Raw genomic sequence first — 24842 nt, forward strand, 5'->3', positions numbered from 1 at the left:
GCCTGTGAAGCATGACTTCGACGTGCTCGTCGTCGGGTCGGGGTTCGGCGGCAGCGTCTCGGCGCTGCGGCTGACCGAGAAGGGCTACAGGGTCGGCGTCATCGAGGCCGGCCGCCGCTTCGACACGAATCCGGGCGGCGCGCCGGGGTCCCGGTATCCGGAGCTGCCGAAGACGAACTGGCGCATCGCCCGCTACCTGTGGGCGCCCGCGCTCGGCCTGACCGGCATGCAGCGGATGCACCTCATCCGCGGCGCCAAGTCGAGCCGCGTGATGGTGCTGGCGGGTGCGGGCGTCGGCGGCGGGTCCCTCAACTACGCCAACACGCTGTACGTCCCGCCGGAGCCGTTCTTCAAGGACCGGCAGTGGGCCCACATCACCGACTGGCGGGACGAGCTGACGCCCCACTACGAGCAGGCGAAGCGCATGCTCGGCGTCGTCCAGAACCCGACGACGACGGCGGCCGACAAGGTCATGAAGAGGGTCGCCGACCGGATGGGCAAGGGCGAGACGTTCGTGAGGACGCCGGTCGGCGTCTACTTCGGGAGCGGCGCCGGGGTCGAGAGCGCCGACCCCTACTTCGGCGGGGCGGGCCCGCGCCGGCGCGGCTGCCTGGAGTGCGGCGAGTGCATGGTGGGCTGCCGCCACGGTGCGAAGAACATGCTGACGGAGAACTACCTGTACCTGGCCGAGAAGGCGGGCGCCCGGGTGATGCCGCTCAGCCGCGTCACCTCGGTGCGGCCGCGCGCCGGCGGCGGGTACGAGGTCGAGATCGTCCGGACCGGTTCGTTCGGCCGCAACCGCAGGACGCTCACCGCCGAGCAGGTCGTCTTCGCCGCCGGCACCTACGGGACGCAGAAGCTCCTGCACAAGCTCAAGTCGACCGGGCTGCTGCCGCGCCTGTCCGACCGGCTCGGCGCGCTGACCCGCACCAACTCCGAGGCGATCCTCGGCGGCGGGCGGCGGGGCGGCAGGCCGGGCCCGGACTTCTCCGAGGGCGTGGCGATCACGTCGTCGTTCCACCCGACGCCGGACACCCACGTCGAGCCCGTGCGGTACGGCCGGGGCTCGAACCTGCTCGCCTCGCTGCAGACCCTCCTGGTGGACGGCGACCGTCCGGGCGAGCCGCACACGCCCCGGATCCGCAAGTTCGCCCGCGAGGTGGTGCGCCGGCCGGGCGACCTCCTCCAGCTCTTCGACGTCCGCCACTGGTCGGAGCGGACGGTGATCGCCCTGGTCATGCAGACCCGCGACAACTCGATCACGCTGAGCCCGAAGAAGGGCCCGTTCGGCTGGGACGTCCGCGCGTCCGCCGGGCACGGCGAGCCGAACCCGACGTGGATCCCCGAGGGGCACGAGGCGACCCGCCGGATCGCCGAGGAGATCGGCGGCATCCCGGGCGGCGCCTGGGGCGACCTGTTCGACGTCCCGATGACCGCGCACTTCCTCGGCGGCTGCGCCATCGGCGACTCCGCCGAGACCGGCGTGATCGACCCCTACCACCGCGTCTACGGGCACCCCGGCCTGCACGTCGTGGACGGCTCCGCCGTCTCGGCCAACCTGGGCGTCAACCCGTCCCTCACCATCACGGCCCAGGCCGAGCGCGCCATGTCGTTCTGGCCGAACCGCTCGGAGGAGGACCGGCGTCCCGCCCTCGGCGACGCCTACCGCCGCCTCGCCCCCGTCGTCCCGAAGAACCCGGCCGTCCCGGCCGACGCCCCCGCGGCCCTGAGGCTCCCGATCGTCGACATCACCTGAGGGTGGACGAGTCCGGCGCCGGAGCGGTCACCCGCTCCGGCGCCGGGTGTCGGGATCAGGCGCGGTAGGCGGCCCACTGGTTCTTCATGCGCGTGGACTGGCCCGGCGTGAACTCGTACATGCACGAGTCGTAGCTGTAGTCCATGAAGTTGTGGATGGGGTCGGCGCCGGCCGTGGAGCAGGTGTCGCGGCCGGTCGGGCAGCCCGAGGCCGGGCTCTGCTCGGCGGGCGTGTCGGAGACGCTGTCGCCGGTGCTGCCGCACCCGCCCTGGAACGTGTGGTAGAGCCCCATCCAGTGACCCACCTCGTGGGTCCCGGTGTCGCCCTCGTTGTAGTTGCCGAGCGAGCCGCCCGGCAGGCTCTGGTAGTGGACGACGACGCCGTCCAACGACGGCTGGGAGCGGTAGCTGCTCGGGAACGTGGCCCAGCCGAGGAGGCTGCTGCCGAGGTCGGCCGTGTAGAAGTTGAGGTCCTGCGCGTTGCCGGCGTGCAGGGCGGACTTCATCTGCCGCTCGTAGCCCTCGGGGTCGGAGAACCAGGCCGCGTTCTTCGTCCGCCTGGTCTCGGCCAGGGTGAACGTGACGCCGCTGCCGGCGTAGGCGTTGTTGAGGACGCTGAGCTGCTTGGTCAGGGCCGAGTCGGACACGTTGCCCGCGCTGCCGTAGACGACCTGGAAGTGCACGCGGACGGTGATGGCCGCCGCCGTGCTCGCCTTCCTCAGCTTGCCGAGGCGGTTCTGGAAGTCCTTCTCCATCGCGGCGACCTGGGCCGTTCCGGGCTGGTTCCGCTCGGTGGCGTGGGCCCCGGCGCGGACGCGGGCCTGGGCGGGCTGGTCGGCGCACACCGTGGACGAGGTGGACGGTGCGGCCAGCGTGGCGGGGGCGGCGGGGGCGTACGCCGTGAAGGCGGCGGCCATGCCGAGGACGGCGGCGATTCCGGCGCGTTTCATGGAACTCCTTGGGGGTGCGGCGCGTGCGGGGGAGCGCGCGCGTGGGGAGCGGAGTCATCGCTGGAACCAGGGTGGATGCGAACAAACATCGCGTCTTTAGCAAACGTGGACGAACAGGGGTGAGTAAGACTGAATACGGCACCGTAGCGCGGCGGCGTAGCGTGTCTCCCATGGATGCGGAGGGGGAGGCGGCACGGATCCTGGCCGAACTGAGGGCGCAGGCGGACCCGGTGCGCGCCGAAGGAGAGAAGCGCTACCTGAAGAGCGATTTCGTCCATTTCGGCGTGCCCGTCCCCGCGTTGCGCAAGGTCGCGTTGCGGGCGGTGAAGACCACCCCGGCACGGGAGGAACTGGTCGCCCTCGCCGAGACGCTCTGGGGTGCCACCGAAGGAGGCCGCCCGGTGCACGAGGCCCGCATGGCCGCCATCGAGGTCCTTGTGAAGCGGGCGGCGCTGCTGGGGCCGCGCGACGTGGGTCTGGCCGAACGGCTCATCCGCGACTCGGCGAGCTGGGTGTACGTCGACCATCTGGCGGAGAAGGTCGTCGGGGCGTTGGTCGTCCGTCACCCCGACCTGGCGACGGTACTGGACGCGTGGGTCGCCGATCCCTACATGTGGGTGAGGCGCACGGCCATGCTGGCGCTCCTGGCGGGCGTCCGGACGGGCGACCCTGATCTCGACCGCATCGACCGCTATGGAGACGCGCTCAGTGGCGAGCGCGAGTTCTTCATCCGCAAGGCCCTCGGATGGGTGCTCCGAGAGCTGTCCAAGAAGGACCCCGAGTGGGTGGCCGCCTGGGTCGAACCCCGCGTGGACGCCCTCTCAGGCGTCACGCTACGCGAGGCCCTCCGCCATCTCCCTCCCGAAGCCCACCTTCCTCCCGAAGCCCACCACCCGCCTCGGTTCTAGGCGCGGTAGGCGGTCCACACGTTGTGGATTCGGGTGCCCTGGCCGGGGGTGAAGGACGTCATGCAGGTGTCGTAGCCGTAGTCCATGTAGTTGTGGACGGGGTCTTCCCCGGGGGTGGGGCAGGTGTCCTTGAAGGACGGGCAGCCGTTCGTGGGGTCGCGCTCGGCAGGGGTGTCGGCGACCCGGTCGCCTTGGCCGCTGCAGCCGTCCTGGAACGTGTGGTAGAGCCCCAGCCAGTGCCCGACCTCGTGGGTCGCGCTGAACCCCTTGTTGAAGTTCTCGATGGAACCGCCCGGCATGCTGGCGTAGTGGATGGTCACGCCGTCCATCGTGGGGTCGGACTTGTACTTCCAGGGGAACGTCGACCAGCCGAGCAGGTCGCCGCCGATATAGGTGCTGTAGAGGTTCAGCGTCGACTTGCCGCCCTGGTGCAGCCTCGGCTTGTAGGTGCCCTCATAGCGTTCCGGGTCGCCGAACCACGCCGCGTTGTCGGTACGGCTCACGGCCTTGAGCGTGAAGGAGACGTGCGCGTTCGCGCCTCCGTCGCCTCCGCCGTAGGACGTGTTCAGCGTGCTGATCTGGCGCTGGATCATGGCGTTGGACACGTTGCCCTGAGCGCCGGCGTGGATCACGTGGAAGTAGACCGGGACGGTGATCGGCGCGGCCCTGCGCAGGCTCGCGCTCTTCGAGGGTCCGTGCCGGCCCTGGGCGAGGCCGTCCAGGATCCGGTTGAGGCGCGTCTCCACGGCGGCGGCCTCGGCTGGGCTCAGATCCATGCGGTCCCGGGCGTGGCCGTCGTCCGTCCGGTGGCGCGCCCCAGGTGCCGCAGGGGGGCGGGCGCAGTCGTCGCCCCGGCGTTCGTGCCCTGTGCTCGCGGACGGTCCTGTGCTCGCGGACGGCGCGGACTGCCCGAAAGGCACGGCGGGGACGAGGGCGGCGAGCAGAGCGGCGGCGGCGAGCGGCTTCACGGCACTCCTAGGGACGGCGTTCCGGCGAGCGCGGCGTTCCCGAGGAAAACAGCGCTTCGCCGAATACAGGGCGTCATCAACTGATATCAGACCGCAGTCATCCCTGACGTGTGAGCAAGGTAAATGGATGCTGACCGTCATCGGTCAGTCGCGCATCGTAACGATCACGTCCGGGGTGCGGCGCATCGGCGCAGGCAGGGGCCCGTAGACTGGGGAGTCCCTTCCGGCCGGGCGAAAGGCGTAGTTGGTGGTCGCAGACCAATCCTTTGACACCGTCCTCGTCGTCGACTTCGGCGCGCAGTACGCGCAGCTGATCGCACGACGGGTCCGCGAGTGCCATGTGTTCAGCGAGATCGTGCCGTCCACGATGCCGGCGGCGGAGATGCTCGCCAAGCGGCCGAAGGCGATCATCCTGTCGGGCGGTCCGGCGTCGGTGTACGCCGAGGGCGCGCCGGTCGTGCCGGAGGGCCTGTTCGACATCGGCGTCCCCACGCTCGGCATCTGTTACGGCCACCAGGTGATGGCGCAGGCCCTCGGCGGGACGGTCGAGAACTCCGACGTCGCCGAGTACGGCGGCGCCACCGTCGCCGTGACGTCCCCCGGCATGCTGTTCGCGGGCCTGCCCCACGAGCAGGCGGTGTGGATGTCCCACCGCGACTTCGTGAGCAGCGCCCCGTCCGGCTTCACCGTGACGGCCAGCACGGACGTCACCCCGGTCGCGGGCATGGAGGATCTGGAGCGCGGCTTCTTCGGCGTCCAGTTCCACCCCGAGGTCCTGCACACCGAGCACGGCATGGAGATCCTGCGGCGCTTCCTCTACGAGGGCGCCGGGTGCCGGCCGAGCTGGACGATGGTGAACATCGCGGACGAGTCGATCGAGGCCGTCCGGGAGCGGGTCGGGGAGAAGCGGGTGATCTGCGCGCTGTCGGGCGGGGTCGACTCCGCCGTCGCCGCCGCGCTCGTCCAGCGCGCCATCGGCGACCAGCTGACCTGCGTGTTCGTCGACCACGGCCTGTTGCGCAAGGGCGAGCCCGAGCAGGTCGAGAAGGACTTCGTCGCCGCCACCGGGGTGAACCTGCACGTCGTGGACGCCCAGGAGCGCTTCCTGTCCGCCCTCGACGGCGTCACCGACCCGGAGGAGAAGCGCAAGATCATCGGGCGCGAGTTCATCCGGGTGTTCGAGGAGGCGGCCCGCGAGATCGTGCACGGCGGGGCGGGGGCGGCCGGAGAACCGGCCGAACCGGTCGAGTTCCTCGTCCAGGGGACCCTCTACCCGGACGTGGTCGAATCGGGCGGCGGTACCGGCGCGGCCAACATCAAGTCGCACCACAACGTCGGCGGCCTCCCCGAGGACCTCCAGTTCAAGCTGGTCGAGCCGCTGCGGACGCTGTTCAAGGACGAGGTCCGCGCGCTCGGCGAGCAGCTCGGCCTGCCGTCCGAGATCGTCTGGCGGCAGCCGTTCCCCGGCCCCGGCCTCGGCATCCGCATCATCGGCGCCGTCACGCGCGACCGCCTGGACATCCTCCGCGACGCCGACGCCATCGCCCGCGAGGAGCTCACCCGCGCCGGTCTCGACCGCGCCATCTGGCAGTTCCCGGTCGTCCTGCTCGCGGACGTGCGGTCGGTGGGCGTGCAGGGCGACAGCCGCACCTACGGGCACCCGATCGTCCTGCGCCCGGTGACCAGCGAGGACGCGATGACGGCCGACTGGGCGAAGCTGCCCTACGACGTCCTGCAGCGGATCTCCACCCGCATCACCAACGAGGTCCGCGAGATCAACCGCGTCACCGTCGACATCACCTCCAAGCCCCCGGGCACCATCGAGTGGGAGTAGCCACGGCGAGGTGAGCACCGCGAGGTGAGCACGGCCCGGTAGGCACGGCGAAAGGCCCGGACGGATTCCGTCCGGGCCTTTCGCCTACCGTCGAACGTGCCCGCGGTCAGACCGTGGCGGGGGCCAGCGCGGCCTCCGCGTCCAGGGTCGCGGCGGTCGCGTTCACCACGGCGGCGATCCGCAGCACCTCCTGGACGAGCTCGCGCGACAGGCCGGCCTCGCGGACGACCTTCTCGTGCGACTCCAGGCACCGCCCGCAGCCGTTGATCGCCGACACGGCGAGGCACCACAGCTCGAAGTCGACCTTCTCCACGCCGGGCCTACCGATGATCGACATCCGCAGCCGGGCCGGGAGGGTCGCGTACGTCTCGTCGCCGATGAGGTGGGTGGCGCGGTAGTACACGTTGTTCATCGCCATGATCGACGCGGCGCCCTTGGCCGCCTCGAACGCCTCGGCGGACAGGTTGCCGCCCGCCTCCTCGGCCAGTTCCCGGATGACGACGGCGCTCCGCGTGGCGAGGGCGCAGGCCAGGACCGTCCCCCACAGCTGCTGGTCGCTGAGCTGGGAGGTCGAGGTCAGCGAGCCCAGGTTGAGCTTGGTGTCCTTGGCGTAGCCCGGGAGGGCGCCCTTCAGCGCGTCAACGCTCATGATCATGCGTCCTTTCGTGCGGACGGCCGGCCGCGGGTCGCGCGGCCGGCCGCCGTCGGTCCGTGCTCGGACTCCGCCGGGTCCGGCCCGGCGAGAGGCTCAGACCCCGGCGAGCAGCTTGGCCGCGTCGAGCGTGTCCTCGCCCTTGTTCCAGTTGCAGGGGCACAGCTCGTCGCTCTGCAGCGCGTCCAGCACCCGCAGGACCTCCTTGACGTTCCGGCCGACGGAACCGGCGGTCACCATGGCGAACTGGATCTCGTTGTTCGGGTCGACGATGAACGTCGCGCGCTGCGCGACGCCGTCCTCGGTGAGGATGCCGAGCGACTCCGACAGCTCGCGCCTGAGGTCGGACAGCATCGGGAACGGGATCTCCCGCAGGTCCGGGTGGTCCTTGCGCCACGCGTAGTGGACGAACTCGTTGTCGACGGACGCGCCGAGCACCTGCGCGTCGCGGTCGGCGAAGTCCTCGTTGAGGCGGCCGAACTCCGCGATCTCGGTCGGACAGACGAACGTGAAGTCCTTGGGCCAGAAGAAGACGACGCGCCACTTGCCCTCGTAGGTCTTGTGGTCGATCGTCTCGAACGCGTTCTCGGCGTCCAGCGAGACGCAGGCGGTGAGCTCGTACTCGGGGAACTTGTCACCGACAGTAAGCACGCATGCTCCTTCATCATGAGAAAGGGGTCGCCTCGCGATGAGAGGCGCGGGAGGGCCGCCGGCTTTCGCCTCGGCGGCCGTGTCACTCAGCGTGCCGCGACCCGATTCCCAAGAGAAATCGATCGATCCCAAGTGATCGATAGGAGCTTCTTATCAATGGCCCGTAAGACCCTCTGACCTGCGACGGAGGGGGTGTTCAGCGTGGACGAGAAGCGGGGCACTAGATGTACATCACATCGAATCGCCCAAAGCGGACTTCACGCTCGGTAGCGAGTCAGTGTAGGGCCACCCGCCCCCGCGATACGCATCGAGTGACCAATACCTCAAAGACTGTGATTGCGGGCAAGGCCCGACTTTCAGGAGATTTCCCGCTCTTGCCGATGGACCAGGATCTCCGAAACCCTCTCAATATGATGAGAGCGAGATCCCTTCGGGGGTGCCTTCGGTCGTGCGGGTGCCGGGTGGGCACGGATGAGCACCTGGACGGTGGGGCGTGAGCGGGCTGCCGTCCCCGCTTCCACCTGGTTTCTGGGCTGTTCGGTATGTCGGAGCCCGGTATCCGGGATCACAGGCCGTCGTCGAGCGTCCCGGCATCGCCGACGGCGCGAACTGCCAGCTGTTCGCGTACGAGGTGCTCGGGCACTTCGGGCTTGAGGTGCCCGCGTTGCGGTCGAGCGAGTTGTGGGCCGACACGACGGCGACGGCACCCGTCTCGGAGGCCCGGCCGTTGGATCTGGTTCTCTTCAACGCCACGGGCGACGCCTGGGGCGCCCATGTCGGCGTCTGGATCGAGGACGACCAGGTTCTTCATCTCTGCGCCGAGGTCGGGCGTCCGGTCGTGTGGCGCATGGACGAGTTCGCCGCCCGGGACCGGTATCGGACCGTGATCGGGATCAAGCGCGTCATCCGGTCGGCGGGCATGGGCGGTACCGGACATTCTTGACACGGCCGTGACCAGAACCTACCTTTCTGGCAACAGGCGTAGCCAGATGGGGGAACCCTCGTGCCCCAGACCAGCGAGACCGGCCGGACCGCGGAACCCGCGAACGGCGAGCCGGACATGGCGCGCGTCTTCGCGCCGCTCATGCGCGAGCACGACTACGTCGTCGACCAGATCGACGGCGAGCTCCCGTCCGGCCTCACCGGCACGCTGTACCGGATCGGCCCGGGCAAGTGGGAGGTCGGGCGGACGCTGATGCACCACCTCTTCGACGGCGACGGGATGGTCTCGCAGTTCGCCTTCGACGGGCGGTCCGTGCGGTTCCGCAACCGGTACGTCCGGACGCCGCAGTTCAAGCACGGCATGGTGTCCGGCGGGCCCGTCCATCCGGGGGTCGGAACGCCGCTTCCCGGCGGCTTCTGGGCCAACTTCGTCAAGGGGAAGGGGCCGGCGAACGTCGCCAACACCGGCATCGCACTGCATGCCGACCGGCTGCTGGCCCTGTGGGAGGGCGGCCCGCCGCACCGCCTCGACCCCGACACCCTGGAGACGCTCGGCACGTACGACTTCGACGGACGGCTGCGCGGCGCGCTCAAGGCGTTCTCCGCCCACCCGAAGTGGGATCCGGTGACGGGCGAGATGTTCAACTTCGGCCAGGACTTCGGCCCGCTGCCGGCCCTGAACTGCTGGAAGGTCGACCGGCGCGGCCGGCTGCGGCGGCTCGCCCGGGTCCGGATGCTGAACATGCCGTGGAACCACGATGTGGCGCTGACGACCGAGCACATGGTGTTCGTCCTGGACCCGTACATGGTCGACGTGCGCACGATGTTCGGCGGGGGCGCGTCGGTGTTCGACGCGATCCGGCACCGTCCCGAGAAGGGGACGCGGTTCGTGCTGGTGCCGCGCAACGGCGGCCCGGCGCGGGTCGTGGAGCACGAGGCGCTCGTGCACGTCCACCTGGCGAACGCCTTCGAGGACGGCGCCGACACCGTCGTCGACCTGGTGCTCTTCGACGACTTCGAAGCGATCAGACGTGATCTGTCCGACTTCCGCACGCGCTTCACCGACCTGCCGTCCAGCAGGCTCATGCGCTACCGGATCACCCCGGCTGGACGTGTGATCGAGACGCCGCTGTCCGACCGGCCCGGCGAGTTCCCCCAGTACGACTGGCGACGTTCCACGCGAAGGCACCGCTACACCTACATGACGGGACGGATGGGCCCGACCGGCGAGTACGACACCGTCCTGAAAGTCGACAACGACACGGGCCACACCCAGGCGCACGATGCCGGCCCGCACACCTACGTGGGCGAGCCCATCTTCGTGCCCCGCGCACCGGATTCCGCCGAGGACGACGGGTGGCTCCTGTCCGTTGTGTATCTCGCCGCGGAACACCGCTCGCGGCTCACCATCCTGGACGCCCGGGACCTCGCCCCGGTCGCGGACCTCCACCTCCCGCACCACCTCCCGTTCGGCTTCCACGGCACCTTCACCCCCCGTGTCGCCGACCCCGGCGCCCCCATCCCGCACCCCGACCGCCTGCCCGTCCGCTGACCGCCCGCCCGCTGTGGTGAATCCCACCCCGCCTCGACCTGGGACAAGTCACGGTGCGTGACCGCCCTTCGGTAATGTCTGCGTCAGGATGGCGATCAGCAGACCGACGGTGGCCCAGTTGCGGGCGTTCCTGGCATTGGCGGAGTACCTGCATTTCCGTGACGCCGCCGCCGCTCTGCGCATGAGCCAGCCCGCCCTGTCCGGGGCCGTGGCGGCGCTTGAGGAGGGCCTCGGGACGCAGCTCGTCGAGCGGACGACGCGCAGGGTCCTGCTGACGCCCGCGGGGGAGCGGGTCGCACGGCGGGCCGAGACGGTCCTCGCGGAACTCGACCGGCTGGTCGAGGACGTCCAGGCCGTCCGAGGGATGCTCGTCGGGCCGCTCCGGGTGGGCGTCATCCCGACCGTCGCGCCCTACCTGCTGCCCGTCGTCCTGCCGAGGCTCGCCAAGGAGTTCCCCGACCTGGAACTGTCCGTCCACGAGGAGCGGACCGGCCACATCGTCGCGGAGCTGCTCGCCGGACGCCTGGACGTGGTGCTGCTGGCGCTCCCCGTACCGGCGTCGGGCGTGACGGAACTGCCGCTGTACGACGAGGACTTCGTGCTCGTCGCGCCCGCCGGGTTCGAGCTGGGCGCCACCGAGGTCGCGCGGGAGGCGCTGAACGACCTCGACGTCCTCCTGCTGAACGAGGGCCACTGCCTGCGCGACCAGGCGCTGGACGTCTGCCGGGAGGTGGGGGCGCGCGCCGCCGCGGCCACGTACGCCACGAGCCTGGCGACGCTGGTCCAGCTCGTGGCGGGCGGGCTGGGGGTGACGCTCGTCCCCGAGACGGCGCTGCCCGTGGAGACCCGCCGGGCGCCGAACCTCGGTCTGCACCGCTTCGCGGCGCCGGCGCCCTTCCGCCGCGTCGGCCTGGGCTTCCGGTCGACCTCCCCGCGCGCGGACGAGTTCGAGGTGCTCGCGGCGAGCCTGCGCGCCGCCGTCGCGGAGTCGGGCGTGGCCCCCGGCATCCGCCCCGCCTGATCTGCGGGATTCCTGGCCCGGTGGATTAACGCCCAGGTCAAGTGGCGGCCAGGCGAGGTCAAGTCTGCGTCAGGGGACGGCCTCGCAATCGCGATGCGCGTTCGTGCCGCGGCGTGACGTCACCATGCTCGTGGGGCGAGGAGGAGGCCCCATGTCCCCGAAGCTCAGCGTGGTCGTGCCGTTCCACAACACCGAGGAGTACCTCCAGGAGTGCCTGGAATCGCTGGCGGGCCAGACGCTGGGCGACCTCGAAGTGATCATGGTGGACGACGGGTCCACCGACAACGGCGCCGTGATCGCCAAGGACATGTGCGGCCGCGACCCGCGGTTCCGGCTGCTCACGCGGGAGAACGAGGGGCCGGGGCCCGCCCGCAATGCGGGCGTGCGGCAGGCGAGGGGCGAGTACCTGGCGTTCGCCGACGCCGACGACGTCGTGGAGCGCGAGGCGTACGCGCGGCTGGTCGCGTCCCTTGAGCGGACCGGGTCGGACCTGGCGTCCGGGAACGTCCAGCGGATGGACGACGACCGGACCTGGCAGTCGCACCTGCACGACGGGCTGTTCACCGAGTCCCGTTCGAAGACGCATGTGTCGTCCATGCCGATGCTCATGCGCGACCGGACGCCGTGGAACAAGGTGTACCGGCGCGTGTTCTGGGCCCGGACGGGTCTGGAGTTCCCTCCGGGCTACTACGAGGACCCGCCCGTCACGGCGCGCGCGCACGCCCTGGCCCGTTCGGTGGACGTCCTGAGCGAGACGGTCTACTTCTGGCGCAAGCGCCCCGGGTCCATCACAGAGGACCGCTACGACTGGGACAACTTCAGCCAGCGCATGCGTTCCGCGCGGACCGTACGGGACGGCCTGGCCGACTACGCCCCGCAGCTCCTGAACGCCTACGACGAGCACGTCCTCATTCCCATCGAGCTTCGCGTCCTGTTCGAGGCCCTCCCCAGGACGCAGGAGGAGAACCGCGGAGAACTCGTCGCCATGGGGGCGGCCCTGGCCCGGCAGGTGAGCGCCCGCGTCCTGAAGCGGCAGCCGGCGATGACGCGCCTGCAACTGCACCTGCTGTGCCGGCGGATGCTGCCGGAACTGCTGGAGGTGCTGCGCTACGTCCAGTTGCGCAAGGCGGCGGACGCGCCGCGCGTGCGTCGCGGCCTGCGGCACCGCTGGTACGCCGAGTACCCGTTCTTCGAGGACGAGGACCGCGGCGTCCCGGCGCACGTGTACGACGTGACCGACGAGCTCAGGCCGGTCGCGGCGATCGACCGGGCCACCTGGGCGGACGGCCGGCTCCGCCTGGAGGGCCACGCCTACATCCGGCATCTGGACGCCTCCAGCGAGGACGGGTCCCGCATCCGGATCTGGCTGGTGGCGGCCAACAAGCGGGGCCTCATGCGCGTCCCGGTCAGGAGGGTCCGCAGGCCGGACGTGACCGCCGGGTCGCGGCAGTCGAACGTGTCCTACGACTGGTCCGGGTTCGTCGCGGAGCTCGACCCGTCCGCGCTGCGGATGTTCGGGCGCTGGCGGGACGTCGACTGGGTGCCGTGCGTCGAGATCGTCAACCGCGGGCTGCGGCGCCGGTCGACGTTCGCCGGCCCGCGGCTCACCGGGCGGCAGTGGCCGCAGGACCGGGAGTGCGCGCCGGGCGTGCTCGTCCAGGGCGTCACGGGCCGGAACCGGTTCGTGATCCAGGTGCGCCGCACGCCGGCCGCGGTCATCGGCTGCCACCTGGAGGGCGGCGAGCTGTGGCTGGACGGCTGGAGCCGCCTCCCGTTCGGGGACGAACCGCGCGTCACCGCCTCCCCGAGGGCGGGGCGCACCGCGGTGCTCGGGCCGGTCGAGCCGGTCGGCGCCGACGGATTCCGGGCGCGGCTGCCGGTCACCGGGCTGGCCCGGAGGCACGGCGACTGGGAGATCACCCTCTCGGAGGGGATCCGCCCGTACCTGGACGAGGACCCGGCGGGCGCCGCCTTCCCCATCCCCGGCGGCGAACTGGAGATCGCCAGGACCCGGCGCAGCACCCTGCGGATCGTCTCCCGCGGCCGCGTCCTCGCCGTCGACGAGGTGGCGTGGTCGTCCGAGGGCGCCCTTCGCCTGGCGGGCACGTGCTCGGACCGGATCGGGCGGCCGGACTCGCTGATCCTCAGGCGGCGGCGGTCGAGCGAGGAGCACGCCGTCAGGCTGCACTGGGAGGACGAGCGGTTCACCGCGGTGTTCTCGCCCGCGCGCATGCCGGTGCTCGGCCTGTCGCGCCCGCTGGTCTCCGGCCGCTGGGACGCCCTCGCCACCGTCGGAGGGCAGGAGCAGCCGGTGGTCGTGCGCCGCCACACCCTCCGCGACCTGCCCGAGCCGTTCGAAGCGGGACTGCACCGGATCACCGTCCGGGCCCAGCGGACCGACCAGTTGCAGCTGCGCGTCGAGACCGCCTTGGACGACGACGAGCGCGGCGCCTACGCGCAGAGCCGCATACGGTCCGGGCACTACCGGCGCCACCTGAACCTGCCCGTCCGCGAACTCGTGGTGTTCGACGCCTACAAGGGCCGCCAGTACGCGTGCAACCCGCGCGGCATCTACGACGAGCTGCGGCGGCGCGAAACCGACCTGGAATGCGTGTGGGTCACCGAGAACGGACAGTTCGGCAAGCCATCTGGTGCCCGCACCGTCCTGGCCGGGACGCGGGAGCACTACGAGGCGCTCGCCCGCGCGCGCTACATCTTCGGCAACTGGTCGCAGCAGGAGTGGTTCACCAAGCGCGAGGACCAGACCTACGTGCAGTGCTGGCACGGGACGCCGCTCAAGAAGCTCGGATACGACGTCAAGAAGATGCCCTTCAAGCGCACCGAGGGCGTGGACTGGATGGAGTACGACGTCCCCCAGTGGGACCTCCTCCTCGCCCAGAACGCGTTCTCCGTGCCGCTGTTCCGGCGCGCGTTCGGCTACACCGGGGACGTCCTCGAAAGCGGCTACCCCCGCAACGACGTGCTGAGCAGCCCGCACCGCGACGAGATCGCCGCGGCGGTGCGACGGCGGCTCGGCATCCCGGAGGGCAAGCGGGTCGTCCTGTACGCCCCGACGTGGCGGGACGACTTCCACCAGGCGATCGGCAAGCGCGCGTTCAGCCTCGAATTCGAGGTCGACCGGTTCCGGGCCGCGCTGGGACGCGACCACGTCCTGCTCCTGCGGACGCACTATCTCGTCACCGACCGCCCGAGGCTGCGGCCGGGCGACTGCGTCATGGACGTCTCGGTCTATCCCGACATCTCGGAGCTGTTCCTCATCAGCGACGTGCTCGTCACCGACTACTCGTCGTCCATGTTCGACTTCGCCGTCACCGGCCGCCCGATGGTGTTCTTCACCTACGACCTGGAGCGCTACCGCGACCACGTGCGCGGCTTCTACTTCGACTTCGACGCCGAGGCGCCCGGTCCGCTGCTCGCCACCACGCAGGACGTCGTCGAGGCACTGCGCGATCCCGCCTCGCTGGAGACCGGGTTCCGGGACGCGCGCGCCGCCTTCGCCGCCCGGTACTGCCCGCACGACGACGGCCACGCCGGCGCCCGCGTGCTCGACCGTGTCCTTCGCTGAGCCCGTCCCGCCCGCCGAAGCCCGCTCGACCGCCGAAAGCTCACGCATCCCCGTAAGCCCACGCATCCCCGAAAGCCCAGTACGGAGCCGCCCGTGTCCCCGCAGATCAGCATCGTCGTCCCCATCCGCAACACCGGCGGCCGCCTGGCGGAGTGCCTGGAGTCGATCGCCGGGCAGACGCTGCGCGACATCCAGGTGCTCATGGTGGAGGACGGCCAGGGCGGCGGAGCCGCCAAGGACGCCGCCGTCGCCAAGGAGTTCGCGGGACGCGACGACCGCTTCGCCCTCCTGCAGCCCGCCCCCGGCACGACGGCGGCCGACGCGGGCGTCGAGCAGGCGAAAGGCCGCTACCTCGCCTTCGCCGACGGTGAGGACGCGGTGCCGCCCTACGCCTACGAACTGCTGGTCGGGACGCTGGACGGCACCGGTTCGGACCTCGCGGGCGGGAACGTCATGTGCCTGGACGAGGAACAGGTGTGGCAGTCTCCGCTCCACAGCGACCCCTACGCGGAGACCATGCTGTCGACGCACGTGACCAGGCACCCCGCCCTCCTGCAAGACAGGACGGTGTGGAACAAGGTCTACCGGCGCTCCTTCTGGGACGCGTACGGCTTCGAGTTCGGGGCCGGCGGAGACCTCCTCATCGCCGTGCAGAGCCACGTGTTGGCCTCCGCCGTGGACGTGGTGGACGCGCCCGTCTACTTCTGGCGGGACCGACCCGGAACGGCCCCCCGCACGCGCCCCGACCCGGCCGACATCACCGAACGCATGGCGACCCTGGCGAGGACGCGGGAGTTCGTCCGCACGCATGAGCCGGACCTTCTGGCCGTCCACGACATGTACGCGCTCGACCTGGACGTGCGCGAACTGATGCTCGCCCTGCCCACGGCCACCTGGGAGGAGCGCGAACACCTGGTCGAGCTGGGCGCCGAGGTCGTCGCCGGCTCCGGGCGCCGGGCCACCGCGGGTCTCGAGGCGATCAGGCGGCTGGAGACGTACCTGCTCGGCGAGCGCATGCTGCCCGAACTGCTGGAGGTGCTGCGCTTCGAGGAGGACGGCCTGCGGGACGTCCCGCTGGTGTCGCGCGGTCGTCTCCGGCAGCGCTGGTACGCCCGCTACCCCTTCTTCGACGACGCCGACCGGGGCGTCCCGGAGGACGTGTACGACGTCACCGACGAGCTGGCGCTGTGGGCGGACGTCGACCGCGTGGAGTGGGACGTCGACACCCTCATCGTCGAGGGGCACGCCTACTTCGACCGGTTCGCCGTGGCGGCGGTGGACGATTCCCGGATCCGCGTCTGGATGCGCGACGTGCGGACCGGCAAGGAGATCCGGCTGCCGGTGGAGCGCCGGTACGTCCCGGAGGTCACGGTGCGCTCCGGGCAGGCGAACGTCTCCCTCGACTGGTCGGGCTTCACGGTACGGGTGGAGCCGGAGTACCTCCTGGACAGCGACGAGTGGCGGACGGCCACCTACGAGCTGTTCGCCGAGGTGTCGACGGCCGGGCGCAGGGCGGTCCAGCGGCTGACCGCGACGGCTCCGGCCGTCCGGTGGACGTCGCCGCGGCAGGTGGACGAGCACGTGGCCGTCCAGCCGGCGGCGGGCGACGACGACGTGTTCGTCGTCCACGTCAAGCGGGCCAAGGCCGTCCTCACCGGGATCGGCCTCGACGGCGACGCGCTGGTGCTGTCCGGCTGGACGCGGCGCGCGCTCGGTGCCGGGGCCGCGATGGTCGCGGTGCGCAGGCACGGGGGAGACGAGATCCGCGGCGAGGTGACGTTGCGGCAGTCGGCCGTCCTGCGGATGGCGGAGGGCACCGGGTTCGACTTCACGGCCAGGCTGCCCCTGAAGTTCCTCGCGTCCGTGCCGAACAGCGAGCCGAACAGCGAACCGTACGGCACGCACCTGCGCGACACCATCGACTGGGACATCCGGTTGACGGGTGAAGGCGGCCCGCTGCGCCTCACCGTCGCGAACAACGTCAAGCCCGCCCGCTTCGCCCTGCCGGAGAGCGCGGGGCGCGGCCGGGAGTTCGCCGTCAGCCGCACCGCGTTCGGGAACCTGCGCGGGGTCGAGCGCAGCTTCCGTCCGGTCGTCACGGGAGCCGAGTGGGACGCCAACGGACTGCTCACGCTGGGAGGCGACTTCGCCGACCCGGAACACCGCCCCGACCACTTCGTCCTGCGGCGGCGCCGATCCGGCGAGGAGTATCGCCTCCCCGTCACCTGGGAGGACGACGCCACCGGGAGGGGAGGCCGGTTCACCGCCGCGTTCGCCCCCGCGACGATGTCGGTGTTCGGGACGGACCTGCCGCTGAGCAGCGGAAACTGGGACCTGGCGGCGCGCACGCGTTCCGGCGAGGTGGCCGTCGTCGTCGAACGCGAGGCCATCCCCGGCCTTCCCGGCCGGCACCGCGCGGGCACGCACGAATTCGAGATCGGCGTCCACCAGATCGACGCGCTGATGCTGCACAGCCGCGTGTCCCTGGAGGACGACGAGCGCGGCGGGCACGCGCAGACCCTCCTCCAGCAGAGGGACTATTCGGTCTACCTGCGGAGTCCTCTGGCAGGCATGGTGGTGTTCAGCAGCTACGACGGCTCCCAGTACAGCTGCAGCCCGAGGGCCGTCTACGAGGAACTCATCCGGCGCGACACCGACCTGGAATGCGTGTGGGTGTCCCAGGACGACCAGTTCGCGGCGGACGGAAAGGCCGCGACCGTCCTCGCCGGGAGCCGCGAGCACTACCGCGTCCTAGCGCGCGCCCGGTACGTCGTCGCCAACCACGCGATGCCGCCCTGGTTCTTCAAGCGGACAGGCCAGATCTACCTCCAGACCTGGCACGGCACCCCGCTGAAGCGCCTCGCCTACGACTTGCGGGACATGCCGTACCAGCGCACCGAGCGGCTGGACTGGATGGAGCGGGAGGTGCCGCCCTGGGATCTCCTGCTGTCTTCCAGCCCGTACGCCACCCAGGTCATGCGGCGGGCTTTCCGGTACGAGGGCGAAGTCCTGGAGACGGGGTTCCCGCGCAACGACATCCTCAGCACGCCCGAGTGGGAACGCATCGGAAGCCGCATTCGGAAGCGCCTGGGGATTCCGCAGGGCAAGAAGGTCGTCCTTTACGCGCCGACATGGCGCGACGACCGGCACCACGCAGAAGGCAGGCAGGGCTTCTCGCTGGAGCTGGACGTGGAGACCATGCGAGAGGCCCTGGGCGACGACCACGTCCTCCTCCTGCGAACGCATCACCTCATCACCGACCGGGACCGCACGGCCGCGGTGCAACTCGCCGGGGGCGACTCCGGCCCCTTCGTCATCGACGTGTCCCGGTATCCCGACATCGCCGAGCTGTACATGGCCGCCGACGTGCTCGTCACGGACTACTCGTCCGCCATGTTCGACTACGCGATCCTGGGTCGCCCCATCGTCCTCTACACCTACGACCTGGACTGGTACCGCGACCACGTGCGCGGCTTCTACTTCGACCTGGAGGCCGAGGCGCCCGGCCCGGTCGTGCGGACGTCCGCGGAGGTCGCCGAAGCGGTCAGGGCGGCGCCGGCGGGAGAGCAGCGCTACGCGGACGCCTACGACCGATTCTTCGTGAAGTACTGCCCGCACGACGACGGCCAGGCCGCGTCCAGGGTGGTCGACCGCGTCTTCGGCAAAGCCTGAGACGGGGGAGCTCGCCGTTCAGCCTGGGCGGCGCGCCCGCGCGAACAGCCACACACCAGGCCACGAGGCGACCGGCAGGCGCCGCTCCAGCGAGGCGGACAGGCGCAGCGTCTCGTTGACGAGCGGATGCAGCGGAGCCAGATCCTCGTGCCGCACCGTCCGGTTCCTGAGCAGACGCAGGAGCGGACGGTGCAGGACGCCCCTGCTCCACACGCGCTCCAGCACCAGCCCCGCACCCTCCAGGAGCTCGACCAGAGTGCGGCGGGAGTAGCGGCGGACGCGTCCGAGAGCCACGTCATGCGCCGACCACAGAGCCATGTCGCAGGGCACGGACACCAGCACCGTCCCACCCGGCCGCAGCACCCGCGCGACCTCCGCGGCCGCTCGCTCGTCGTCCTCCACGTGCTCAAGCACGTCGAGAGCCAGCGCCAAGTCGTATTCGCACGCCGGCAGCGGCAGGTAACGCGCGTCGCCCTCGTAGGCCTCGATGCCGTAGGCGCGGGCCAGCGCGACGGCGTCCGGGCTCAGATCGATCGCGGTGGCGCCCCAGCCGTGACCGGCCAGCACGCGGCAGGACGCCCCGGACGCGGCGCCGATGTCGACGGCCGTCCCGGGCACGCTGAACCGCAGCAGCTCCGCGGACAGGATCTCGCGGCGCTCGCGGTACCACCAGTTGTCGTTCTCGATCCGCACGATCCGCTGGAGCTCGGTGGTGTCCACCGGACCAGCCGACCGCACCGGGGACGGCGCGTTCCATCGACGCCGCCGCCCGCGCACGGATCGTTGACGGCGGCTTGACCTCGTCCCGGAGGTGAGCGCCCGTCAGCGCTTCTTGCGGCGGCGCACGAGGAAGCGGACGGCCAGGAGGACGGCGACCAGGCCGCCGACCGCGGGAACGGCCCGCTTGGCGATCGACGGGCCCACGAACTCCAGCAGATCGATCGCGTCGTCCTTCTCCTCCACCCCTTCTTCACGCCCGCCCGCCACGTGCAGCGACGGGCGCTTGCCGGGCTCGGCCTTGACGGGGCCGGGCTTGTCGGCGGACTCCTCCGGTGTCGCGGGGGCCACCCCGGTCTCCGCCTCCAACTCCGGTTCGGCGGCCTTCTCAGGACTCTCCGGGGTCGCGGCAGGCGTCTCCGTGGGCGCCACGGCGGCGGTCGCCGGTGTGTCGGCGGTGGCCTCAGTGGGCTTCTCGGCGGGCGTCTCAACAGGAGCGGCAGCGGCGGCCGGGACCTCGGCGGCGGTCCCGCCGGGGGCCTCGAGCTCGGCGGCCAGCTGCTTGGCGAACCGCGCGATGATCTTGGAACCGACCTCGGACAGGATGTTGCGGCCGAACTGCGCCGGGCGGCCCGTGACGTTCAGCTTGGTGTGGACGCTGACGCGGGTGACGCCGTCCTCCGCGTGCAGCCTCGCCTGCACGGTCGCCGCCGCCGTCCCGGACCCGCGGGCCTCCTTGGCGGACGCCTCCATCGTGACGACGCGGGACGAGGCGTCCGCCGAGACGATCCGCGCGGTGCCGCGGTAGGTGATGGTCATCGCGCCGACCTTCACCTTCATCCGGCCCGAGTACTCCTCGCCGTCGACCGAGTCGAGCGTCGCGCCCGGCATGCAGGCCGCGACGCGCTCCACGTCGAGCAGCACCGACCAGGCCTGATCCACCGGCACGGGGACGGTGAAATCGTGGTCGAGCTCCATGATCAGTGTCCTTATCGTCCGGAGACCTTGCCCGCGACCCTACGGTGGCCGCCCGTCGCGTCGCCAGTGGGGCCCCGGGCACCTCGGTACGCCCCAGGCACCCCGGTACCCCGCGCCGCTGTGATCATGCGGCACCGGCGAACATGCGGCCGGGCGCCGGGGCGACGGGCCCGGCCGCATGTTCCCGCCGCGCGGGCGGGTCAGCCCGCGGCGGCCGCCAGCGCGCGCGCCGTCAGCACCGTCGCCAGATGGGCCCGGTACTCCGACGACCCGTGCAGGTCCGTGGGCGGCTCCGTGCCCGCCGCGGCCTGCGCGGCGGCGGTCCGGAACGCGTCCTCCGACGCCGAACCCCCTCTGACGGCGGTCTCCACCGCGCTCGCCCTGACCGGGGCCGCGCCCATGTTGGTCAGCGCGACGCGCGCCTCCTCGACGCCGTCACCGTTGCGGTGGACGGCGCACGCCACCCCGACGATCGCCCAAGCCTGCGCGGTCCGGTGGAACTTCTCGTAGTGGACGCCCCAGCCCGCACCCAGCTTCGGCACGCGCACGCCCACGAGCAGCTCGTCCGGCTCCATCGCCGACGTCATCCAGTCGACGAAGAACTCCGACGCGGGGATCTCCCTCTCGCCGCGCGAGGACCGGACGAGGAGCACCGCGTCCAGCGCGAGCGCGACGGCGGGCAGGTCGCCCGCCGGGTCCGCGTGGGCGAGCGACCCGCCGAAGGTGCCGCGGTGCCGGACCGCCGGGTCGGCGACGGTCTCCGTCGCCTGCACGATCAGCGGGACGTGCTCGCGCACCAGCGGATCGCGGATCACCTGGTGGTGCGTCGCCATGGCGCCGATGACCAGCGAGTCGCCCTCGTCGCGGATCTCCCGGAGCGCGTCGAGCCGGCCCAGGTCGATCAGCGAGTCGGGATAGGCGAGCCGCAGCCGCAGCAGCGGCATCAGGCTCTGCCCTCCCGCCAGCACCTTGGCGTCCTCGCCCCCGTCGGACAGCGCCTGGACGGCGTCGTCCACCGAGGTGGGACGGACGTAGTCGAACGTCGCGGGGATCACTGGTCACCTCCGGCCGAGCCGAGCCCGCCGCCCGCGCCCGGTTCCGCGGCCGCCGGCTTCTCCTCCGCGCGCATCGCGCGCCACACGCGCTCGGGCGTGCACGGCATCGGCACGTCGTGCACCCCGTAGGGGCGCAGCGCGTCCACGATCGAGTTGACGACCGCCGGGGTCGAGGCGATCGTGCCGGCCTCGCCGACGCCTTTCACGCCCATCGGGTTGGACGTCGCGGGCGTCTCGGTCCGGTCGGTCGTGAACGTCGGCAGGTCCGCGGCCGACGGGACCAGGTAGTCGGCCATCGTCGTCGTCGTCAGGTTGCCGTCCGCGTCGTACACGGCCTCCTCGTAGAGGGCCTGGGCGATGCCCTGCGCGAGCCCGCCGTGGACCTGGCCCTCCACGATGAGCGGGTTGACGACCTTGCCCACGTCGTCCACGGCCACGTACTTGCGGAGCTTCACCATCCCGGTCTCGGTGTCGACCTCGGCTGCGCACAGGTGCGTGCCGTGCGGGAAGGAGAAGTTCTCCGGGTCGAACGTGGCGTCGGAGTCCAGGGACGGTTCGATTCCGTCCGGCAGGTCGTGCGCGGCGAACGCGGCCAGTGCGACCTCCTGGATCGTCCTGCCCTCCTCCTGGACGCCGCGGACGCTGAACCGTCCGCCGTCGAACTCCAGGTCCTGCTCGGACGCCTCCAGCAGATGCGCGGCCACCTTGCGCGCCTTGTCCACCACCTTCTCGCAGGCGGAGAACAGAGCGACGCCTCCCACGGCCAGGGAGCGGGACCCGTAGGTGTCCATTCCCTTGGGCGAGATGGCGGTGTCGCCGTGCAGGACCTTCACGTCCTCGAACGGCACGCCGAGCCGGTCGGCGGCGATCTGCGCCCACGCCGTCGCGTGGCCCTGCCCGTGCGGGGACGAACCGGTGACGACCTCGACCTTGCCGGACGGCAGTACCCGCACCGACGCGTGCTCCCAGCCCCCGGCCCCGTACGACAGCGACCCGAGGACCCGGGACGGGGCGAGACCGCACATCTCCGTGAACGTGGACACTCCGATGCCCAGCTGCACCGGATCGCGCCGTTCCCGCCGGTCCAGCTGCTCCGCGCGGAGCTTGTCGTACTCGAACAGCTCCAGCGCCTTGTCGGTGGCCGCCTCGTAGTTGCCGGAGTCGTAGGTGAGGCCCGCGATCGTCTCGTACGGGAACTCCTCGTGCCCGATCCAGTTGCGGCGCCGTACCTCGATGGGGTCGATGCCCAGTTCGGCGGCCAGCTCGTCCATCATCCGCTCGATGGCGTAGGTGGCCTCTGGGCGGCCCGCGCCCCGGTAGGCGTCCGTGGGCGTCTTGGTGGTGAAGACCCCTGTGCAGGTGAACGACAGCGCGTCCATCTTGTAGATGCCGTTGAACATGAACGCGCCCAGCAGCGGGATGCCGGGGGTGACCAGCATGAGGTACGCGCCCATGTCGGCCAGCAGTTCGACCTTCAGGCCGCGGATCCGGCCGTCGCGCTCGGCGGCGAGCGTGAGCCGCTGGATCTGGTCGCGGCCGTGGTGGACGGTCATGTTGCCCTCGCTGCGGGTCTCCGTCCACTTCACCGGACGGCCGAGCCTGCGGGCGAGCAGCAGCGCGAGGACCTCCTCCCCGTACACCTGCAGCTTCGAGCCGAAGCCGCCGCCGACGTCCGGCGCGACGACCCGGATCCGGTGCTCGGGGATCTCGGTGACCGTGGCCAGCATCAACCGCAGGATGTGCGGGATCTGCGTGGCCGAGTACAGCGTGAACTCGTCCCCCTCGGGGACGCACAGCACCGACCGCGGCTCCATGGCCGTCGGGATGAGCCTCTGCTGGACGTAGCGGCGCTCCAGCACGACCGGCGCGTCCCGCATCGCGGCGTCGAGATCCCCGTTCTCGAAGACCCACGTGTAGGACTTGTTCGTGCCGAGGTCCTCGTGGACCAGATCGGCGCCGTCGGCCACCGCCGCCTCCATGTCCACCACGGCGGACAGCGGCTCGTAGTCGACGTCGATCTCCTCCAGGGCGTCGACGGCCGCGGCCCTGTCGCGGGCCACGACGCAGGCGACGGGCTCGCCGACGTAGCGGACCTCGTCCACCGCCATGGGCGGATGGGCCGGGTGCTTCATGTCCTCGGTCACGACCCACGCGCAGGGCAGCGAACCCTGTTCCGCGGCGAAGTCCTGGCCGCTGAACGCCGCGACGACTCCGGGACGCTCCTTCGCCGGCGCCGCGTCGACCCCGGTGATCCGGGCGTGCGCGAACGGGCTGCGCAGGAACGCCACGTAGAGCGTCCCCGCCGGCGTCATGTTGTCGGTCCACCGCGTCCTGCCCGTGATGAGCCGGGCGTCCTCCGACCGCTTGCGCGGGGTGCCGACCTCCTGCACGGTCACGGCGTCACCTCCTGCCGGCCGGGCTCGCGCATCTCGCTCGCCGCCCGCCGCACGGCCTTGACGATGTTCTGGTAACCGGTGCACCTGCACAGGTTCCCTTCCAGCCCCTCCCGGACCTCGTCCTCGGACGGGTCGGGGTTCTCCCGCAGCAGGTCGAGCGACGCCATGATCATGCCGGGCGTGCAGTAACCGCACTGCAGCGCGTGCTCCTCGTGGAAGGCCCGCTGCATCGGGTGCGTGCCGCCGTCGACGCCGAGCCCCTCGACGGTCGTCACGTCTTGGCCGTCCGCCTGGACGGCGAGCACGGAGCAGCTCTTCACGCTCATTCCGTCCATCAGGACGGTGCAGGCTCCGCAGTTGCTGGTGTCGCACCCGACCGGGGTCCCGACCTTTCCCAGCCGTTCGCGCAGATAGTGGACGAGTAGGAGGCGCGGCTCGACGTCGTCTTCGTACGTCGCTCCGTCGACCTCCACACGGATACGTGGCATGCGGTTTCTCCCAGGGACGTCTCGGGGTGGAAGGTGAGAGGGACGCCCCTGGGAGGAGCGCGCTGATCCGGCCACGTCATCGGGGCCACCTCCGTGGAAGGCGACCCTACGAACCTATGCCGGGGTTGAATGCCGTACTAGTCCCCGGCATCGCTTATTTACCGACGTCTGGGGGACTGATGGCCGTTAGTGCACGCGGAGCAGAACCGGCCAGGTCTTCGGCCCGACGATCCCGTCGTCTTCGACGCCGCCCCACCGCTGCATGGCCTTCACGGCCGACTCTGTCGTGTCGTCGAACTTCCCGGTCATGCTCACCTCGGGGTGGCTGCGCGCCAGCAGGAGACCCTGCAGAGTCTCCACGTGCTCCCCGGAGTCTCCCTTGTTCAGCTCCGGCAGCTTCTTCACCATGTCCTCCGTCCAGTTGCCCCCGCCGTAGGCGGGCCGTCCGTAACCAGCGATGACACTGGAGTCCCTGACGCGGCGCCTCACCGAGTCGCTCGTGTTGCCCTCGATCGTCTGGAGGCGCCCGCCGCCGAGGACCTTCTCGACGACGCCGACATGGTCGATCGCGCCGACACTGTTGGTGGCGCCCCAGTCGAAGAACACGATGTCGCCGGGCTTGGCCTGGTCGACGCTCGCGGTCGTCCCGCTGTGCCAGCGCCCGGCCTTCTGGAAGTCCTGCGCGTGCCACACGGTGTAGGCGCGGTCCCCGCCGGG

Annotated in this window: 18 protein-coding genes; 8 read left to right on the forward strand and 10 right to left on the reverse strand. The window is 71.1% G+C overall.

Going from position 1 to position 24842, the window contains the following annotated elements:
- Window positions 1-4: 4 nt before the first annotated feature.
- The gene (locus tag AB0H37_RS31275) at window positions 5-1756 is read left to right on the forward strand and encodes a GMC family oxidoreductase (RefSeq protein WP_329085402.1); all 1752 of its coding nucleotides are present in this window, start codon (window positions 5-7) and stop codon (window positions 1754-1756) included.
- A gap of 55 nt (window positions 1757-1811) precedes the next feature.
- Here the strand turns inward: AB0H37_RS31275 and AB0H37_RS31280 are convergent, their stop codons facing one another.
- Entirely contained in the window at window positions 1812-2705 is an 894-nt protein-coding gene (locus AB0H37_RS31280; RefSeq protein ID WP_179837630.1) for a zinc metalloprotease, read from the reverse strand.
- Between the two features lie 170 nt (window positions 2706-2875).
- Here AB0H37_RS31280 and AB0H37_RS31285 point away from each other — a divergent pair, with 170 nt between their 5' ends.
- Window positions 2876-3613 (forward strand): DNA alkylation repair protein, encoded by a 738-nt coding sequence (locus AB0H37_RS31285; RefSeq protein WP_329085405.1) that lies wholly within the window; start codon window positions 2876-2878, stop codon window positions 3611-3613.
- On the opposite strand, the gene AB0H37_RS31290 is transcribed toward AB0H37_RS31285, so the two are convergent.
- Window positions 3610-4581, reverse strand: coding sequence for a zinc metalloprotease (locus AB0H37_RS31290; RefSeq protein ID WP_360616589.1), 972 nt, complete (start codon window positions 4579-4581; stop codon window positions 3610-3612). The two genes, AB0H37_RS31285 and AB0H37_RS31290, sit on opposite strands and share 4 nt — an antisense overlap.
- Before the next feature lie 247 nt (window positions 4582-4828).
- Here AB0H37_RS31290 and guaA point away from each other — a divergent pair, with 247 nt between their 5' ends.
- Complete coding sequence (guaA, locus tag AB0H37_RS31295; RefSeq protein ID WP_179837627.1) at window positions 4829-6415, forward strand: glutamine-hydrolyzing GMP synthase; 1587 nt, start codon at window positions 4829-4831, stop codon at window positions 6413-6415.
- A 106-nt stretch (window positions 6416-6521) separates the two neighbouring features.
- On the opposite strand, the gene AB0H37_RS31300 is transcribed toward guaA, so the two are convergent.
- Together AB0H37_RS31300 and AB0H37_RS31305 are read right to left on the reverse strand one after the other, a co-directional pair.
- Window positions 6522-7064, reverse strand: coding sequence for a carboxymuconolactone decarboxylase family protein (locus AB0H37_RS31300; RefSeq protein ID WP_179837626.1), 543 nt, complete (start codon window positions 7062-7064; stop codon window positions 6522-6524).
- Between the two features lie 99 nt (window positions 7065-7163).
- Entirely contained in the window at window positions 7164-7718 is a 555-nt protein-coding gene (locus tag AB0H37_RS31305; RefSeq protein ID WP_329085413.1) for a peroxiredoxin, read from the reverse strand.
- A 493-nt stretch (window positions 7719-8211) separates the two neighbouring features.
- Between AB0H37_RS31305 and AB0H37_RS31310 the strand changes: the two genes are divergently transcribed.
- The 5 genes from AB0H37_RS31310 to AB0H37_RS31330 all read left to right on the forward strand — a co-directional run bounded on the left by AB0H37_RS31310 (window position 8212) and on the right by AB0H37_RS31330 (window position 18491).
- Window positions 8212-8661: a hypothetical protein gene (locus AB0H37_RS31310; protein ID WP_360616590.1), complete on the forward strand. Its 450-nt coding sequence runs from the start codon at window positions 8212-8214 to the stop codon at window positions 8659-8661.
- Between the two features lie 60 nt (window positions 8662-8721).
- Window positions 8722-10212: a carotenoid oxygenase family protein gene (locus tag AB0H37_RS31315; RefSeq protein ID WP_329085417.1), complete on the forward strand. Its 1491-nt coding sequence runs from the start codon at window positions 8722-8724 to the stop codon at window positions 10210-10212.
- An 88-nt stretch (window positions 10213-10300) separates the two neighbouring features.
- Entirely contained in the window at window positions 10301-11233 is a 933-nt protein-coding gene (locus tag AB0H37_RS31320; RefSeq protein WP_360616591.1) for a LysR substrate-binding domain-containing protein, read from the forward strand.
- 151 nt (window positions 11234-11384) lie between these two features.
- Window positions 11385-14819 carry a CDP-glycerol glycerophosphotransferase family protein gene (locus AB0H37_RS31325; protein WP_360616592.1) on the forward strand — a complete coding sequence of 1145 codons (3435 nt, stop codon included), beginning with the start codon at window positions 11385-11387 and terminating at the stop codon, window positions 14817-14819.
- 93 nt (window positions 14820-14912) lie between these two features.
- Window positions 14913-18491, forward strand: coding sequence for a CDP-glycerol glycerophosphotransferase family protein (locus tag AB0H37_RS31330; RefSeq protein WP_360616593.1), 3579 nt, complete (start codon window positions 14913-14915; stop codon window positions 18489-18491).
- A gap of 18 nt (window positions 18492-18509) precedes the next feature.
- Here the strand turns inward: AB0H37_RS31330 and AB0H37_RS31335 are convergent, their stop codons facing one another.
- The 6 genes from AB0H37_RS31335 to AB0H37_RS31360 all read right to left on the reverse strand — a co-directional run.
- Window positions 18510-19211 carry a class I SAM-dependent methyltransferase gene (locus tag AB0H37_RS31335; RefSeq protein WP_329085425.1) on the reverse strand — a complete coding sequence of 234 codons (702 nt, stop codon included), beginning with the start codon at window positions 19209-19211 and terminating at the stop codon, window positions 18510-18512.
- Window positions 19212-19313: 102 nt separating this feature from the next.
- Window positions 19314-20186, reverse strand: a complete 873-nt coding sequence (locus AB0H37_RS31340; protein WP_360616594.1) for an SRPBCC family protein — start codon at window positions 20184-20186, stop codon at window positions 19314-19316.
- Window positions 20187-20386: 200 nt separating this feature from the next.
- Window positions 20387-21241 (reverse strand): xanthine dehydrogenase family protein subunit M, encoded by an 855-nt coding sequence (locus AB0H37_RS31345; protein ID WP_329085429.1) that lies wholly within the window; start codon window positions 21239-21241, stop codon window positions 20387-20389.
- Window positions 21238-23637: a xanthine dehydrogenase family protein molybdopterin-binding subunit gene (locus AB0H37_RS31350; protein WP_329085431.1), complete on the reverse strand. Its 2400-nt coding sequence runs from the start codon at window positions 23635-23637 to the stop codon at window positions 21238-21240. The genes AB0H37_RS31345 and AB0H37_RS31350 overlap by 4 nt, the downstream gene beginning before the upstream one ends.
- Window positions 23634-24125: a (2Fe-2S)-binding protein gene (locus AB0H37_RS31355; protein ID WP_179837616.1), complete on the reverse strand. Its 492-nt coding sequence runs from the start codon at window positions 24123-24125 to the stop codon at window positions 23634-23636. The genes AB0H37_RS31350 and AB0H37_RS31355 overlap by 4 nt, the downstream gene beginning before the upstream one ends.
- 186 nt (window positions 24126-24311) lie before the next feature.
- Window positions 24312-24842: peptidoglycan-binding protein (locus tag AB0H37_RS31360; RefSeq protein WP_360616595.1), on the reverse strand; the 531-nt coding region annotated here is incomplete at its 5' end.

The organism is Actinomadura sp. NPDC023710, from assembly GCF_040639875.1.
GTDB lineage: Bacteria > Actinomycetota > Actinomycetes > Streptosporangiales > Streptosporangiaceae > Spirillospora > Spirillospora citrea.

Bases quoted from the DNA above. Each gene is read 5' to 3' on its own strand.
- AB0H37_RS31280 (WP_179837630.1), bottom strand. From the start codon at position 2,705: ATGAAACGCGCCGGAATCGCCGCCGTCCTCGGCATGGCCGCCGCCTTC.
- AB0H37_RS31285 (WP_329085405.1), top strand. From the start codon at position 2,876: ATGGATGCGGAGGGGGAGGCGGCACGGATCCTGGCCGAACTGAGGGCG.
- AB0H37_RS31300 (WP_179837626.1), bottom strand. From the start codon at position 7,064: ATGAGCGTTGACGCGCTGAAGGGCGCCCTCCCGGGCTACGCCAAGGAC.
- AB0H37_RS31320 (WP_360616591.1), top strand. From the start codon at position 10,301: ATGGCGATCAGCAGACCGACGGTGGCCCAGTTGCGGGCGTTCCTGGCA.
- AB0H37_RS31325 (WP_360616592.1), top strand. From the start codon at position 11,385: ATGTCCCCGAAGCTCAGCGTGGTCGTGCCGTTCCACAACACCGAGGAG.
- AB0H37_RS31340 (WP_360616594.1), bottom strand. From the start codon at position 20,186: ATGGAGCTCGACCACGATTTCACCGTCCCCGTGCCGGTGGATCAGGCC.
- AB0H37_RS31355 (WP_179837616.1), bottom strand. From the start codon at position 24,125: ATGCCACGTATCCGTGTGGAGGTCGACGGAGCGACGTACGAAGACGAC.